Source organism: Nocardioides rotundus (assembly GCF_019931675.1).
GTDB lineage: Bacteria > Actinomycetota > Actinomycetes > Propionibacteriales > Nocardioidaceae > Nocardioides > Nocardioides rotundus.
Map to the genome: position 1 here is coordinate 3,280,222 of NZ_CP082922.1, position 15,130 is coordinate 3,295,351.

Here is a 15,130-nt window from a genome sequence, read left to right on the forward strand (position 1 = left end):
GATTTCTTCGGCGAGGTCGGTGTCAGGAGGCCTTGCGTCCGTATCGCTGTCGAGCCGCCTCGCCGCTGGTCCCGACAAGTGCCCCGATCGCCGCCCAAGCCATCCCCGCCTCTCGTGCGGCTTGGACCGCCTCAACGAGATGACGCTCGGCCTCCGAACGCTCCGCGACGGCCGCGCGCAGCAACGTGACGACCCGGACGTCGAGCTCGTCGGCCGGAGCGGGCTCGTAGGACTCAAATCGCGCAGCGAGCTTCTCAGCGTGCTCCAGGATCTCTTCGACTGTTCTCGGCATGGTCATCACCTCAGAAACTTCTCGCGTGCCCTCATCGCATGGACGATGACATCCGTCAGGTCACCGTCTACATAGCCGACCTCTAGGAAGATCGCCGCCCGGTTGGGACCGACGATCATGGTGAACCCATCCCCCAGGCAGGATCTCAGCCTCCTGCAGTCGATGCTTGAGCGCAGACGCCGCAATGATGGGCTCACGCATAATCCAAGTTAACTTGTTGACCAGGCTCGGTCAAGGTCCCTCGCACCACAGCCGGCGACGCCCCACCCGTGCGAGAGTGACCTCATGCCCGACGAGCCCTGGCTGGTGGTCATCGACGCCCAGCGGATCTTCGCCTCGCCCGACAGCCCGTGGGGGTCGCCGATGTTCCCCGGCATCGTGGAGCCGGTACGGCGCCTCGCGGCAGCCCACCGCGGCCGCACCGTCCTCACCCGGTGGGTCGCTCCGGAGCCCGAGCGCGGCAGCTGGGCGCCGTACATGGACGCGTGGTCCTTCGCCCGCAAGCCCGCCGACGACCCGCTCTTCGACCTCGTCGACGAGGTCGCGGACCTGGCCGACCACGTGGTCACCGTGTCCACCTTCGGCAAGTGGGTGCCCGAGCTCGTGGCGATCACCGGCGAGACGCCGCACCTCGTCATGGCCGGTGTCGCCACCGACTGCTGCGTGATCTCTACCGCCCTGGCCGCCGCCGACGCGGGCGCCACCATCAGCCTGGTCGCCGACGCCTGCGCGGGCAGCACGCCGGAGAACCAGGCTGCCGCGTTGGCGGTGATGGGCCTCTACCCGCCGCAGATCACCGTCACGACCACCGACGCGGTGCTTCGATGAGCCGGGTGATCCACACCGGCCAGGCGCTGGTCGACGTCGTGACCGAGGTGCCCGCGCTGCCCCGGCGCGGGCAGAACGTGATGGCCGCCTCCGCGCGGAGGTACGCCGGCGGGGCGGTCACGACGCTGCTCGCCGCCGCTCGCTTCGGCGCGACCTGCGTGCACGCCGGGGCGCACGGCACCGGCCCCAACGGCGACCTGGTGCGGGAGACCCTGCGCGCGGAGGGAGTCACGCTGTCGGCCCCGCCCGTCGAAGAACAGGACACCGCGACCTGCGTGGTGCTGGTCGAGCCGTCGGCGGAGCGCACGTTCGTCACCGCGCTGGGTGCCGAGCGCGAGGTGAGCGCCACGTCCTTCGGGACCTCGCAGCCCCAGGCCGGGGACCTGGTGTGCGTCACGGGGTACACCCTCGCGCTGGAGCGGACCCGCGAGCCGCTGCTGTCCTGGCTGGCGTCCCTGGACCCGGGTGTGGTCGTCGTGCTCGACCCGGGCGCCGCCTTCGCGGCCCTGCCGGACGACGTACGCACCACCATGCTCGAGCACACCGACGTCTGGACCAGCAACGCCGAGGAGGCCGCCGACCTGCTCGCGGCTCTCGGGCGTCCGCTGCCCGAGGGCGCCGACACGATGGCCGCGCCCGCCGAGCTGATCGCCCCGTTGCTGCGGGGCAACGCGGTGACGATCGTGCGGGACGGGGCCGAGGGCTGCGCGGTGCACGTGGCCGGCGAGACCACGGTACTGCCGGGCTACCGGCAGACGCCGGTGGACACCAACGGCGCCGGCGACACGCATACCGGCGTACTCACCGCCGAGGTCGCACGCGGCCGCGACTGGGTCGAGGCCTCCCGGCGGGCGAACGCCGCCGCCGCGATCAAGGTCACCCGCCGCGGCCCCGACACCGCCCCCACGGCCACCGAGGTCGAGACCTTCCTCCGCGACCACTGACCCTCGCCACCACCAACTGCCCCCTCCCCTGCCGAGTCGGGTGAGTTGTCAGTTGGTGGCGGTCTCCTGGTTCTGCCGCTGGGTGATCCGGATCAGCAGGACCAGCGAGGGCAGGACGAGGAGTACGGCGAGGACGACCACCACGATCAGCGCCTGGAGGGTGGCGTCGGCGCCGGCGGCCTCGGAGACGGTGAGCTCGTCGACGAGGAACCAGGGGTACTGCCCCGCGCCCCAGCCGGCCACCACCGAGGCGACGGCGATCACCGAGGCGACCCGCGCGAGCGCGAAGGCGCGGCGGAGGAGGAACAGCAGCGAGGCCACCCCGGCCAGGAAGGAGAGCACGATCAGCGGCGCGCCGGTGGTCAGCAGACCGTCGCTGAGCGTGGGCGCGTCGTGCATCACCGGCACCAGGCCGGCGAAGACCACGGCACCGGTGACCACGCCGACGATCAGCGAGCGCCGGCGGAGCACCTCGGTCAGCTCGGTCTCGTCGGCGCCGGCCGCGTCCGCGGTGAGGAAGACCCCGGCCAGGAACGCGCAGGTGCCGACCGCGATCACGCCGCCGAAGAGCGAGGTGGGGTTGATCCAGGAGGTCCACAGGTCGCCGTACCCGTCCGCGGGGACGCGGCCCGAGGCGATGCCGCCCGCGACGGTGCCGAAGAAGAACGGCGTGACGATCGAGGAGGAGGCGAAGACGACGCCGAACAGCCGCGCCCGGGAGAGCGTGTCGGCGTACTTCCGGAAGGCGAAGCTCGCCCCGCGCAGGACGATGCCGAGCAGCGCCAGCAACAGCGGCACGAACAGCGTGGTCATCACGTCGGCGAACGCGCGCGGGAAGCCGGTCCACCAGACCACCAGCACATAGATCAGCCAGACGTGGTTGGCCTCCCACACCGGGCCGATGCTGTGGTCGATCCGGGTGCGGATCGCCGCGCCGCGCTCGGCTCCGCCCGCGGTGAGGTCGTAGAACCCGGTGCCGAAGTCGGCGCCCGCGAGCACGGCGTAGATGATCACGCCCGCGAAGAGCGCCGCGGCCACCACCAGCTCGAGACTCACGACGACACCGCCTCCTCGGACCGGTCCGGTCCATAGGGACTCGGCAGGTCGTTCTCCCCGGACCGCCAGCGCCGCGCCATCGAGCGCAGCACCACGGTGGCCGCGATCGTCATCAGGGCGTAGATCGTCAGGGTGATCCCGAAGATCCACCACAGCCCGCCCCGCTCGGTCGCGGCGTCGGCGGTCTTCAGGTAGCCCTGCACCACCCACGGCTGACGCCCGACCTCGGTGGCGGTCCAGCCGGCCTCGAGCGCGACGACCGCGAGCGGCCCGGCGAGTACGGCGGCTCTGAGGAACCACCGGTTCTCCAGCAGGTCGCGCCCGCGCCGCCGGGCGATCCAGAAGACCAGCACGCCCAGCGCGAGCGCCGAGCCGATCGCGATCATCGTCTGGAAGGCGTAGTGCGGAAGGTTGACCGGTGGCCGCTCGTCCTCCGGGATGGTGTCCATCCCGCGCACGGGCTCGGTCAGCGAGTCCTCGGCCACGATCGAGCCGACGATCGGGATGTCGATGGTGTAGCGCGCCTCGCCGTCGACCCACCAGCCGCCGATCCGCAGCGGCGAGGGGCCGTCGGTGGTGGTGTCGGCCATCTCGAAGGCGGCGAGCTTGGCCGGCTGCCGCTCCCCCATGCCGATGCCGAGCACGTGGCCCATGACCGGCTGGACCAGCGCGGCCACACTGGCGAACGCGAACGCGACCAGGAAGCCGGTGCGGTGGTGGTGGTCGCGGCGGCCGCGCAGCATGCCGACGGCGTAGACGGCGGCGACCAGGAACCCGACCACCATGTAGGCCGCGACCCACATGTGCCCGAACTGCAGCCAGGCGTGGGTGCTCAGCAGCGGCGCCCACGGGTTCACGTCGGTGACCTGCCCGGCGTCGGTCAGCGCGAAGCCGACCGGGTCGTTCATCCAGGCGTTGACCGCGACCACGTTGAAGGTGCCGGCGATGCCGGCCAGCATCATCGGCAGCAGCATCCACAGATGGATCCGGCCGGGCAGCCGCCCCCAGCCGTAGAGGTAGATGCCGAGGAAGATCGCCTCGATGAAGAAGGAGATCCCCTCCAGGGCGAACGGCAGCCCGAGCACGTCGCCGTACTTCCCCATCAGGCCGGGCCACAGCAGCCCCATCTCGAAGCTGAGGACGGTGCCGGAGACGGCGCCGATCGCGAACAGCACGGCCGACGACTTCGACCACCGCTTCGCGAGCTCCAGCGCGTCCTTGTCGCCGCGCAGGCCGCGCCGGTGCACCACGAAGATCATCGCCGGGAAGGCGACCCCGAAGCAGGCCAGCACGATGTGCCAGCCGAGGGAGAAGGCCATCTGGTTGCGGGCGGGCAGCAGCCCGGCGGGCTCGGCGGCCAACGCCGTGGCGGCCTGGGTGAGGACTTCCGCGGTGGCGGGGCTCATGCGGCGAGGCTACCGGGAGCGGCGAATCATCACCGATCGGGTGGGGTCGTCGCGGACCGCCGGGACGTTGCCGCCGGGAGTACGGCGAGCCGCGCGGGTCCGCCGCAGCGCCTCCCGCGTGGCCTCCAGGTCGTCCCACAGCTCGGTGTTGCGCTGCTGCAGGGCCCGGACCTGGTTCTCCAGCTCCAGGATGCGACGTACCCCCTCGACGCCCACGCCGGTGGCCGTCAGGTCGGCGATCATCCGCAGCAGCTCGACGTCGCGCTCGGAGTAGCGCCGCCCCCCGCCGCTGGTGCGGCCGGGCCGGATCAGCCCCATCCGCTCATAGGAGCGCAGGGTCTGCGGGTGCAGGCCGGACAGCTCCGCGGCGACGCTGATCACGTAGACGGCAGCGTCCGGCCCGGACACCGGTGGACGGCGCCGGGCGGACGCCATCACCGGCTCCCGAAGAGCGTGCCGCGCGGGTCGTGACCCGCGGTCGCGGCGCGGTAGGAGGCCAACGCCTCCCGGGCGGTCTCGTCGAGCTGCGTGGGCACCTCGACCTGGACGGTGACGAGCAGGTCGCCCATCGTGCCGTCCTTCTTCCGGGCACCCTTGCCGCGGACGCGGAACGTGCGCCCCGAGGGGGTGCCGGCCGGGACCTTGAGGGTCACCGGGCCGCCGCCCAGGGTGGGGACCTTGATCTCCGCGCCCAGGGCCGCCTCGTCGAAGGTGATCGGCACCTCGAGGGTCAGGTTGTGGTCCTTGCGCCCGAAGATCGGGTGCGAGCCGACCGAGACCTTGACGAACAGGTCGCCGGCGGGGCCGCCGTTGCTGCCCGGGCCGCCCTTGCCCTTGAGCCGGATCCGCTGGCCGTCCTTGACGCCGGCGGGGATGCGGGCCTGGACGGTGCGGGTGGACTGGCCGAGCCCGCTGCCGTGGCAGGTCGGGCACGCCTCGTCGTAGACGAGCTGCCGGCCGTGACAGACCGGGCAGGTCTCGTTCACCGAGAACGCGCCACCCATGCTGGCGACCACGAACCCGGCGCCCTCGCACTCGGGGCACACGTGCGGCCGGGTGCCCGGCTTGCCGCCGGTGCCGTGACAGGTCGGACAGGCCGAGTCGGAGGTCAGCCGCAGCGAGATGGTGGTGCCCTCCAGCGCGTCGGTGAAGGAGAGCGTCGTGCTCGCCTCCACGTCCGCGCCCTTCTGCGGGCGGGCCTGGGTCCGGGTGCGCGTGCCCCCGAAGCCGCCCCCGCCGCCGAAGAGGTCGCCGAACATATCGCCGATGCCGCCCTGGCCGGCCCGCTCGCGGAGCAGGTCGGAGAGGTCGAAGCCGGCCTGTCCGCCGCCCTGGCCGGCGTACCCGCCGCCGAAGCCGCCGGGGAAGCCGCCCGGGAAGCCGCCGCCCATGGCGCGCATCTCGTCGTACTTCTTGCGCTTCTCCGGGTCGCCCACGACGTCGTACGCCTCGGCGACCGCCTTGAACTTGTCGTGCTTGGCGGTGTCGTCGGGGTTGGAGTCGGGGTGGTTGGCGCGCGCGAGCTTGCGGTAGGCCTTCTTGATGTCGTTCTGGGTCGCGTCCTTGGCGACCCCCAGCTCGGCGTAGAAGTCCTTCTGCGCCCAGTCGGGCCGGAAGCCCTGGTTGTCACTCACGTGCGCTCAACCTCCCCTCGTCTCTCCTGTGTCGTGCTCAACTGTCCTGGCTGTCCTGACTGTGGCTGTCCTGGCTAGCCGGGTCGACCACCAGCACCTGGGCGGCCCGGACGACCCGGTCCCCCATCCGGTAGCCCGCCTTGGCGACCACCTTGCAGGTGGTCACGCTCACCTCGGGGTCCTCGCCGATGTGGCTGAGGGCCTCATGGATGTTGGGGTCGAAGGCGTCGCCCGGCTCGCCGAACTTCACCAGCCCCTGCTGGGCCACCGTGCGCTCGAGCTGGTCGGCGACCGTCTTCAGGCCGGTCTCCAGCTCGCCGTGCTCGCGGGCGCGGTCGACGGTGTCGAGCACGTCGATGATCGGGGTCAGCGCCTTGTACGTCGCGTTGTCCGCGACCAGCTGCCGGTCCCGGTCGACCCGCTTGCGGTAGTTGGCGTACTCGGCCTGCAGCCGCTGGAGGTCGGCGGTGCGCTCCTCCAGCTGCTGCTCCAGCGACTTCTGCGAGGCCACGTCGGCCACGTCGGACGGCTCGATCGGTCCACCCTCCTCGACCCAGTCGGAGACTCCGCTGGTGTCCGGGGGGCCCGGCTCGTCCGCCGTGGTGGCGTGACGAGCCTGGCCGTTCCCGCTCTCGTCGGGGGTCTGGGTCACTTGGACTCACCCTCGTTGTCGTCCTCGTCCACGATCTCCGCGTCCACGACGTCGTCGTCGGACTCGGTGGTCTCGCCGGTCGGGGCGCCCTCGGTCTGGCCGTCGCCGGCCGCCTCGGAGGCGGCGTACATCGCCGCGCCCATCTTCTGGCTGGACTCGTTCAGCTTGGTGATGCCGGACTGCAGGTCGTCGGCGGAGGCGTCGTCGCGGCCCAGGGTCTCCTTGAGCGCGTCGACGTCGGCCTGGACCTCGGTCTTGACGTCCTCGGGGATCTTCTCGCCGTTGTCGGCCAGGAACTTCTCCGTGGAGTAGAGCAGGCCGTCGGCCTGGTTGCGGGCCTCGATGGACTCGCGACGCTTGGCGTCCTCCTCGGCGTACTTCTCGGCCTCGCTGACCATCCGGTCGATCTCGTCCTTGCTCAGCGCCGAGCCGCCGGAGATGGTCATCGACTGCTCACGACCCGAGCCCTGGTCCTTGGCGGACACGTGCACGATGCCGTTGGCGTCGATGTCGAAGGTGACCTCGATCTTCGGCACGTTGCGCGGCGCCGGCGGGAGGCCGGTCAGCTCGAAGTTGCCGAGCGACTGGTTCTCCGACCACATCGGGCGCTCGCCCTGGGCGACCTTGATCTCCACCGAGGGCTGGTTGTCCTCCGCGGTGGTGAACACCTCCGACCGCTTGGTCGGGATGGTGGTGTTGCGCTCGATCAGGGTGGTCATGACGCCGCCCTTGGTCTCGATGCCCAGGCTCAGCGGGGTGACGTCGAGGAGCAGCACGTCCTTGACCTCGCCCTTGAGCACGCCGGCCTGCAGGGCCGCGCCGATGGCGACGACCTCGTCGGGGTTGACGCCCTTGTTGGGCTCCTTGCCGCCGAGCAGCTCCTTGACCAGCTCGGTGACCGCCGGCATCCGGGTGGAGCCGCCGACCAGCACGACGTGGTCGATGTCCTTGACGTCGACGCCCGCGTCCTTCAGCACCGACTGGAACGGCGCCTTGGTGCGGTCGAGCAGGTCGGAGGTGAGCTTCTGGAACTCCGAGCGGGTGAGCTTCTCCTCGAAATGCAGCGGACCGTTCTCGCCCTGGGTGATGTAGGGCAGGTGGATGGTGGTCTCGCTGGAGCTGGACAGCTCGATCTTCGCCTTCTCCGCGGCCTCCTGGAGGCGCTGCTTGGCGATCTTGTCCTGGGAGAGGTCGACGTTGTTGTTGTCCTTGAACTTCTTGACCATCCAGTCGACGATCCGGTTGTCCCAGTCGTCGCCACCGAGGTGGTTGTCACCGGAGGTGGCCTTCACCTCGACGACGCCCTCGCCGATCTCCAGTAGGGACACGTCGAAGGTGCCGCCACCGAGGTCGAAGACCAGGATGGTCTGGTCGTCGCCCTTGTCCAGGCCGTAGGCCAGCGCGGCCGCGGTCGGCTCGTTGACAATCCGGGAGACGTTGAGGCCCGCGATCTCGCCGGCCTCCTTGGTGGCCTGGCGCTGCGCGTCGGAGAAGTACGCCGGCACGGTGATGACCGCGTCGGTCACGTTCTCGCCCAGGTAGGCCTCGGCGTCGCGCTTGAGCTTCTGCAGCACGAACGCGCTGATCTGCTGCGGGGTGAAGTCCTTGTCGTCGATGCTCACCTTCCAGTCCTCGCCCATGTGGCGCTTGACGGACCGGATGGTGCGGTCGACGTTGGTGACGGCCTGCCGCTTGGCGACCTCACCGACCAGGACCTCTCCGTTCTTGGAGAACGCGACCACCGACGGGGTGGTGCGGGCGCCCTCGGCGTTGGTGATGACGGAGGGCTCCCCGCCCTCGAGGACAGTGACGACGGAGTTCGTCGTGCCGAGGTCGATGCCGACGGCTCGAGCCATGGTGGTTGCTCCTTCTAGCTTTCCGGGAATGGGGTGCGAAGGTTCGCGGTGCCCTCATCGTGGCGCGCGGTGCGCCGCCGGGCAAATTCTTGAGTCGCTTCAACTCAACTTCGCTCACTAGGTGCAACGCAGGCAGGCGCGGATCATTCCCGGTCCGCGAGAAATTCTTCGACGGCTTCAGCCCAGGGTGCGGCGCTGCGGCTCCTCGCGCTGGGCGGCCAGGTCGATCCGGTGCCCCGGATCGGCCACCGCCGCGCCCTGGTGCACCACGACCTCGACCAGGCCGTGCTCGAAGGTCGCGGTGACGTCCTCGGGCTCGATCCCCTCGGGCAGGGTGATCACCCGGCGGAACTCGCCGTAGTAGCGCTCGCGGGTGTAGAAGAGGCTCTCCTCGGGGTCCGCGCCGTCGGTGGAGCGGTAGCCGGTGATGGTCAGCAGCCCCTGGGCGAAGCGGAGCTCGACGTCCTCGGGGGGCACGCCGGCCAGCTCGATCCGGATCACCAGGTCCTCGCCCAGCGCGAAGATGTCGGTCGCGGGCGCCCAGGCGCTGGCATGGGTGCGCTCGACCTGCTCGGCGGCGGTCGCGCGACCGGTGCCGATCGCGCGCAGCCGGTTGATCTCGCTGACGAAGTCGGTCACGCCCTCGAACGGGTTCCGTCCCGGTCGTCGCTCACTCATCGCCCCACCTCTCGTCTGCCGGTCCTCATCGGGTCAATCCTCGGTGCGCACCGGCTGGTCCAGGCCGTTGCGCCGGAGGAACGCCGCGGCGACGTCCTCCTCGTCCTGCCCCTCGGTGACCGCCGCGTTCATGTCCACCATCTCGTCCTGGGTGAGCCGGCGGTTCACCCCGCCGACCACGGCCAGGAAGCGCTGGCGACCGATGGTCTCCAGCTTCTCCGTCCCGACGGTCAGGACCGCGTTCTGCGAGCCGAAGAGCAGCTCGGGGTCGGTCAGCAGGCGATAGTCCCCCGAGCGCAGCTGGGGGTCGGTGGTGAAGGCGTCGACCGCGTCCGCGTCGCCGGAGTCCAGGGCGGCGTACTGCTTGCCCAGCGGGACGCCGCGGAACCGTGCGTTGTCCAGGTCGTAGACCTGCTCCAGCCCCTTCAGGCCGAGGTAGAGGTCCTCGAACTCCGGGCGCGCGCCGAGCACGAACGAGTCGAGCTCGCCCAGGTCCGGGATCGAGGTGAGCCCGTTCTCCTCGGCGAACGTGGTGGTCACGGCGAGCGCGTCCTTGTTCTCGAACGCGGTCATCGGGCTCATCGCCATGTCCCGGCCGGCGTAGAACTCCCTGGCCCGGTCGTAGGTCTGCCGCGGGTCGAGCCCGGAGACGTCCTCGCCGGCGACCACCGAGAGCACGGTGCCGGTGTAGGCGACGTACCCGTCGATCTCGCCGTCGCGCAGCAGCCGGTCGAGGTCGGCCGCCGGCCCCACGCCCTTGCGCAGGTCGACGGTGTAGCCGTTGACCGCCAGCGCCTGCCGCCACAGCTCGCCGAGGATCCGCGCCTCGGGGAACTCCTGGGTGCCGATGGTGATCCGCAGCGCGGCGCCCTGGGGCTGCCCGGCCGACCCGGTCTCCTTCGGCTCCCCGCCGCACCCGGCCAGGACCAGGCAGAGCGCGACCAGGAGTCCGACCAGCGGGCCACGACGACGTACGGCGGCGCTCACGACTCGGCCCCCGTCTCGGCCCCGGCCTCGGGCGCGTTCCTCCGCGCGGGGGCGCGGTAAGGCCGCGCCAGCGGGATCGCCTGGGGTGGCTGCCGGCCCGGCCTCGGCTCCTCGCGCAGCGCCTTGACCCAGGCGACCGCGACCGCGATCACCACGAAGGTGAACGGCACCGACCCGAGGATCGCGGCCTGCTGCAGGGCGCCCAGGCCGCCGACCAGGAGCATCGCGCAGGCGATGCCGCCCATCAGAAGGCCCAGGACCACGACGACGAACCGGGGCGGCTCGAGCGCCCCGCGCGTAGCCATGGTGGCCATGACCACCGAGGCCGCGTCGGCGCCGCTGATGAAGAACAGCGCGACGAGCAGGATCGCCACGAACGAGCTGATCATCGGGAGCGGGAGCGCGTCCAGGGCGGTGAAGAAGGAGAGCTCGGGCGTGTCCACGATGCCCAACAGATCCGCCCTGCCGCTGCGCTGCAGCTGGATGCCGGTGCCGCCGACGACCGCGAACCACAGGAACCCGAAGCCGGTCGGCGCCGCGACCACGCCGAGCACGAACTCCCGGATCGTGCGTCCTCGGGAGATGCGGGCGACGAACATGCCGACGAAGGGTGCCCAGGAGATCCACCAGGCCCAGTAGAAGATCGTCCACGCGGCCATCCAGTCCTCGTCGCCGATGCCCATGCGCAGCGACATCGGCAGCACCTCGATGATGTAGCCGCCGATCGACTCGATCCCCTCGGAGATCACCAGCACGGTCGCGCCTCCGGCGACCAGGAAGAACAGGAAGAGGCCGATGGTGGCGAACATGCCCATGTCGGCGAGGAACTGGATGCCGCGCTCGATGCCGGTCACGGCGGAGAGGATGAACAGGCAGGTGACCAGCACGATCACCAGCACCGCGATCTCGTTGCTGCGCGGGATGCCGAAGAGGTACTCCAGCCCGCTGTTGAGCTGCAGCCCGTTGAGCCCCAGGGCGGTGGCGGTGCCGAACAGGGTGGCCACGATCGCCAGCGCGTCGACCAGCCGGCCGAGCGGCCGGGTGGAGGCGTTCTCACCCAGGAACGGAGTGAGGGTGGCGCTGACCAGGATCGGCTGGCCCTTGCGGAAGGCGAAGTAGGCCATCGCGCCGCCGAGGATCGCGTAGAGCGCCCAGCCGTTGAAGCCCCAGTGGAAGTAGGTGTACTTCAGCGCGACCAGCGCGGCCTCGTCGGTGCGCGGCTTCGCCAGCCCGTGCGGGGGCGCGGACCAGTGGGAGATCGGCTCGGCGGTGCCGTAGAACAGCAGCCCCGCGCCGAGACCCGCGGCGAACATCATGGAGATCCAGGAGAAGGTCCGGAACTCCGGCTCGGCGTCGTCGGGACCGAGCTTGATCCTCCCCCACGGGTGCAGCACCAGGAAGAGACACATGAGCAGCCCGGCGGTGGCGATCAGCACGAAGCCCCAGCCGAAGTTGCGGATGACCCAGTCCAGGGTCGTGCCCATCACGCTGCCGAGGCTCTCGGGCGCGACCAGGCCCCAGACGACCAGGGCCGCGATCCCGACCGACGAGCCCCAGAAGACCGCCGGGTCGACCCCCGTGAGTGCTCTGCCCCTCATGCGCTCTCATTCCCCTCGTCGGCTCCGTGGGAGCCCGGCTCCGGCGGGTCCACCCAGATCGGGGAGGACCAGGCCATCTCGCCATCGGTCTGCAGCAGGCGGACGTAGTAGTACGCCGGCTCCTTCGCGCCGACGGGGTCGGTCCAGGTCAGGTCGACCGTACGCCGACCGAGGCTCGCGAGGCCACCCGTTCCGCGCTGCAGTCTCAGGTGGCCCGGCGTGCCGGGCACCTCGACCGGCCGCTCCTCGGCCAGCCGGCCCAGCGGGACCTGCGCCGTGCGGTCACCGCATGCGAGGTCGACCACGGCGTCGGGCGGCCCGACCAGGGTGAGCTCCACGCCGCCGCGCTGGGCGCCGTACGTCGTGCCGAAGCTCTGGGTGGCCGCCCGCCAGCGGACGCTCGTCTCGTCCACGGAGACGATCTCCGGCGAGACGCAGGGCGTCGCCACCACGCGCCCGCCGTGGACCTCCAGCCGGCCGTCCCAGCGGGTCGTCGTGTCGCTGCCGCCCCACTCGACCCGCAGGGGCACCTCGAGCCAGCCCTCGGGCGCGACCCGCGGGGCGTGCACGTGCACCAGCTCGCCGTTGCGCAGGATCTCCACGCGCGCCAGGTCGGCGTACCCCTCCCCGTGGACGTGCAGGGTCCGCGCCCCGGTGCCGACGGTCTCCTCGCCCAGGAAGGCCTGGTCCGGTCCGTCGCCGAGCCGGACGTCGAGCAGCACGTCGCGGGTCGTCGCAGCGAAGGTACGGCGCCCGTGCAGGGCATCGAAGACGTCAGACCGGCTCAACGACGGGGCGTACGCGCCGACGTAGCTGGCCCCGAAGCCGTGGTCGGAGGAGGCGATCAGCCCGAACCGGTGGCCGCGGGCCAGCCCGTCGGCGGTGAAGGTGCCCTCGATGATCGCGTCGGAGTACTGCCGGAAGGCGCCGGGGGCCTCGTAGCTGCCCCGGCAGGCCTGGAAGACCTCGACCAGCCGGCTGTAGCGCGGGTCGTGGAAGTCCCAGTCGTTGTAGACCATCGCCGCTCCGGGGTGGTGCGGGATCGTCACGGCCGGGTAGTCCGGATGCTCGGCCAGCCCGGCCCAGAGGCCGGCGGGGTCGGTGCTGCCGTCGGCGAACGCGCTGAAGATCGGCGCCCCGCGGGCCACGTCGCCGTAGATCACGTTCTGGTGGCCGTGGTCGGCCGAGGTCCACTCGAAGCCGTAGAGCGGGACGAAGCGGTCCGGGATGTGGAAGAGGTCGGCGATCTTCTGGATCCCCCACCACTGGTAGGGCGAGGAGTTCTCCGAGTGGTCGGTGACCGCCCAGAAGTCGTACTCGCACACGTCCCACGCGTAGCGGTAGAAGTCCTCCAGGTGCGGCTCGTCGCCGGCGGTGCAGCGGCTCACCAGGGAGTGCCGGTGCAGGTCGCCCCAGAAGAGCGTGAACTCCCGGTCGCCGACCCGGGCGACGTAGCGGTCGACCCGCTCGGGGGTCGTGGCCCAGCCGCGGACGTCCTCGCGGGGCGCCTCGCCTTGCGGAGCGGGTCGGGTGGGCGCCGCGACCTCCCCCGCCACTGGCACGGTCGCGATGCTCACGTGCCCAGTGCCGTGCACGCCGTGCCATACGACCGAGCCGTGATGGTCGAGCAGGTAGGGGCACTCGCGACCGCCGAAGCCCTCAGTCCACCGCAGCGCCCGCTCGAGCCGGTGGTCGGTCTGCAACGCCACCTCGACCCTGCCGGGGAGGACCGCCAGGCCGACCTCCTGCAGCGTCCCGTCGCTGTGCCGCACGGTGGCGGGCGCCTGCCAGCCCTCCGCCCCGAGGGTCTGCGCCGCGACCTCCCAGTAGAACGTCATCAGCGGCAGCTTGCGGTGGATCCGGTAGACGACCGTCAGGCCGCCGTCGTCGGTGGCGGCGAGCTTCGGCAGCGCCGCGGGGACGACGTCCAGGTCGGGCGCCAGCCGTCCCGGCGCGGTGCCCACGGATCCGTCCTCGTCCACGCACACCACGGCGATCTCGGAGCGGATCTCCCGCAGCAGCTCCGGCGGCACCTCGGCACCACCCTGCCGGGGCCGCCACCGTCCGGCGTCGGGGTCCTCGTCGGGCCCCGGGTTCGGCCGGAGCCGGGTCGGCCCGCTGCCGCCGTGCTGCGGCACCGTGACCAGGTCGTAGGCGCACCACAGCCGCTGGTCGGTGGTGACCGCGAGGCTGGGGTGGAGCGCGTAGCCGTCGCCGGGGAGGGTCACCGGCCGCGAGCGGGTCCCGTCGGGGGAGGTACGACGGAGCGCGACCCGGTAACGGCCGTCCCGGTACTCCGACCAGGCGTGCGCCAGGGTCCCGTCGGCGAAGGTCGCGACCGCGGGGTCCCAGACGTTCACGTCGACGTCCTCGGTGACGTGCGCGGTCGGCCCCCAGGCTCCGTCGTAGCTCCGGGAGAAGACGGCGAACCGGTCGCCCCGGCGACCCTGCCAGCACAGCTCGATGCCGCCGTCCCCGACGGCGACCGCCTCCTGGTTGAAGGCGGGGTGCTCGCCCGTGCTGACCCGCTCGGGCTCGGTCCACCCGTCCGGGCCGCGACGCACCGCCCAGACCGCCACCTCGCCGGCGACCTCGCCGCCGCCGAAGAAGACCCAGGGAGTGCCGTCGGAGGTGATCAGGGCGGTCGGCCTGTAGAGGTCGAGCCGGCCGGCGGTGAGCCGTTCGGCGCTCGCCGTGCCGCCTCCCGGGCCGAGCAGCGTCGCCCGCAGCACGTCCCCCTCGTCGGGCACCCACTCCACCCAGGCGGTCAGGGTGCTGCCGTCCGGGCCGGCCGCCACGGTCGGCCGGGCGGCCCGCTCGGAGCCCTCGACGGTGGCGGCGTCCAGCCGGCGGTGCCCGGGGAGGTCGGGGGCGGCGGTCAGCGCCGTCCGCGCCGTCTCGATCATCTCGGGGATCCGCCCGGCACCCTCGTCGACCCACATGTAGCGCAGCGGGTCCGGGTCGAGCGCGGACTCCACGGCCACCAGGTCCCGGCCGGCGTCGATCGCGGCGGCCATGTCCCGGTTAAACGCGAGCACCAGGTCCAGGTCGGCGCGCTGCTTGTCGGTGTACTCCCCCAGATGGTGGTCGTGGTCGCCACAGTGGTGGGCGTGCACGGGGTGGGGCGAGCCGCCTCCGCCCCAGATCCCCTGGTCCAGTGGCGCCTCGGGCATGGTCGAGCCTCCTCTCCGGTGGTGCT

13 protein-coding genes are annotated in these 15,130 nt (G+C 71.7%); 2 read left to right on the plus strand and 11 right to left on the minus strand.

Annotated elements, in window-relative coordinates:
• Positions 1–22: 22 nt before the first annotated feature.
• Complete coding sequence (locus K8W59_RS16200; protein ID WP_223395987.1) at positions 23–292, minus strand: hypothetical protein; 270 nt, start codon at positions 290–292, stop codon at positions 23–25.
• A gap of 285 nt (positions 293–577) precedes the next feature.
• Between K8W59_RS16200 and K8W59_RS16205 the strand changes: the two genes are divergently transcribed.
• Entirely contained in the window at positions 578–1,120 is a 543-nt protein-coding gene (locus tag K8W59_RS16205; RefSeq protein ID WP_223395988.1) for a cysteine hydrolase family protein, read from the plus strand.
• Positions 1,117–2,064 carry a PfkB family carbohydrate kinase gene (locus K8W59_RS16210; RefSeq protein ID WP_223395989.1) on the plus strand — a complete coding sequence of 316 codons (948 nt, stop codon included), beginning with the start codon at positions 1,117–1,119 and terminating at the stop codon, positions 2,062–2,064. The genes K8W59_RS16205 and K8W59_RS16210 overlap by 4 nt, the downstream gene beginning before the upstream one ends.
• Before the next feature lie 48 nt (positions 2,065–2,112).
• Here K8W59_RS16210 and K8W59_RS16215 read toward each other — a convergent pair whose 3' ends face one another.
• The 10 genes from K8W59_RS16215 to K8W59_RS16260 all read right to left on the minus strand — a co-directional run bounded on the left by K8W59_RS16215 (position 2,113) and on the right by K8W59_RS16260 (position 15,104).
• Positions 2,113–3,120, minus strand: coding sequence for a cytochrome d ubiquinol oxidase subunit II (locus K8W59_RS16215; protein ID WP_223395990.1), 1,008 nt, complete (start codon positions 3,118–3,120; stop codon positions 2,113–2,115).
• The gene (locus tag K8W59_RS16220) at positions 3,117–4,526 is read right to left on the minus strand and encodes a cytochrome ubiquinol oxidase subunit I (RefSeq protein WP_223395991.1); all 1,410 of its coding nucleotides are present in this window, start codon (positions 4,524–4,526) and stop codon (positions 3,117–3,119) included. The genes K8W59_RS16215 and K8W59_RS16220 overlap by 4 nt, the downstream gene beginning before the upstream one ends.
• Positions 4,527–4,535: 9 nt before the next feature.
• A complete protein-coding gene (locus K8W59_RS16225; RefSeq protein ID WP_223395992.1) occupies positions 4,536–4,961 on the minus strand; it encodes a heat shock protein transcriptional repressor HspR in 426 nt (141 codons plus the stop codon).
• Positions 4,961–6,160, minus strand: a complete 1,200-nt coding sequence (dnaJ, locus tag K8W59_RS16230) for a molecular chaperone DnaJ (protein WP_223395993.1) — start codon at positions 6,158–6,160, stop codon at positions 4,961–4,963. The genes K8W59_RS16225 and dnaJ overlap by 1 nt, the downstream gene beginning before the upstream one ends.
• A gap of 37 nt (positions 6,161–6,197) precedes the next feature.
• Positions 6,198–6,812, minus strand: a complete 615-nt coding sequence (gene grpE / locus K8W59_RS16235; RefSeq protein WP_223395994.1) for a nucleotide exchange factor GrpE — start codon at positions 6,810–6,812, stop codon at positions 6,198–6,200.
• A complete protein-coding gene (dnaK, locus tag K8W59_RS16240; RefSeq protein ID WP_223395995.1) occupies positions 6,809–8,668 on the minus strand; it encodes a molecular chaperone DnaK in 1,860 nt (619 codons plus the stop codon). Before dnaK ends, grpE begins: the two co-directional genes overlap by 4 nt.
• A 177-nt stretch (positions 8,669–8,845) precedes the next feature.
• A complete protein-coding gene (locus tag K8W59_RS16245) occupies positions 8,846–9,346 on the minus strand; it encodes an Hsp20/alpha crystallin family protein (protein WP_223395996.1) in 501 nt (166 codons plus the stop codon).
• A 33-nt stretch (positions 9,347–9,379) separates the two neighbouring features.
• A complete protein-coding gene (locus tag K8W59_RS16250; RefSeq protein WP_223395997.1) occupies positions 9,380–10,333 on the minus strand; it encodes an ABC transporter substrate-binding protein in 954 nt (317 codons plus the stop codon).
• Complete coding sequence (locus tag K8W59_RS16255) at positions 10,330–11,931, minus strand: BCCT family transporter (RefSeq protein WP_223395998.1); 1,602 nt, start codon at positions 11,929–11,931, stop codon at positions 10,330–10,332. The genes K8W59_RS16250 and K8W59_RS16255 overlap by 4 nt, the downstream gene beginning before the upstream one ends.
• Positions 11,928–15,104, minus strand: coding sequence for a DUF3604 domain-containing protein (locus K8W59_RS16260; RefSeq protein ID WP_223395999.1), 3,177 nt, complete (start codon positions 15,102–15,104; stop codon positions 11,928–11,930). Before K8W59_RS16260 ends, K8W59_RS16255 begins: the two co-directional genes overlap by 4 nt.
• Positions 15,105–15,130 lie beyond the last annotated feature (26 nt).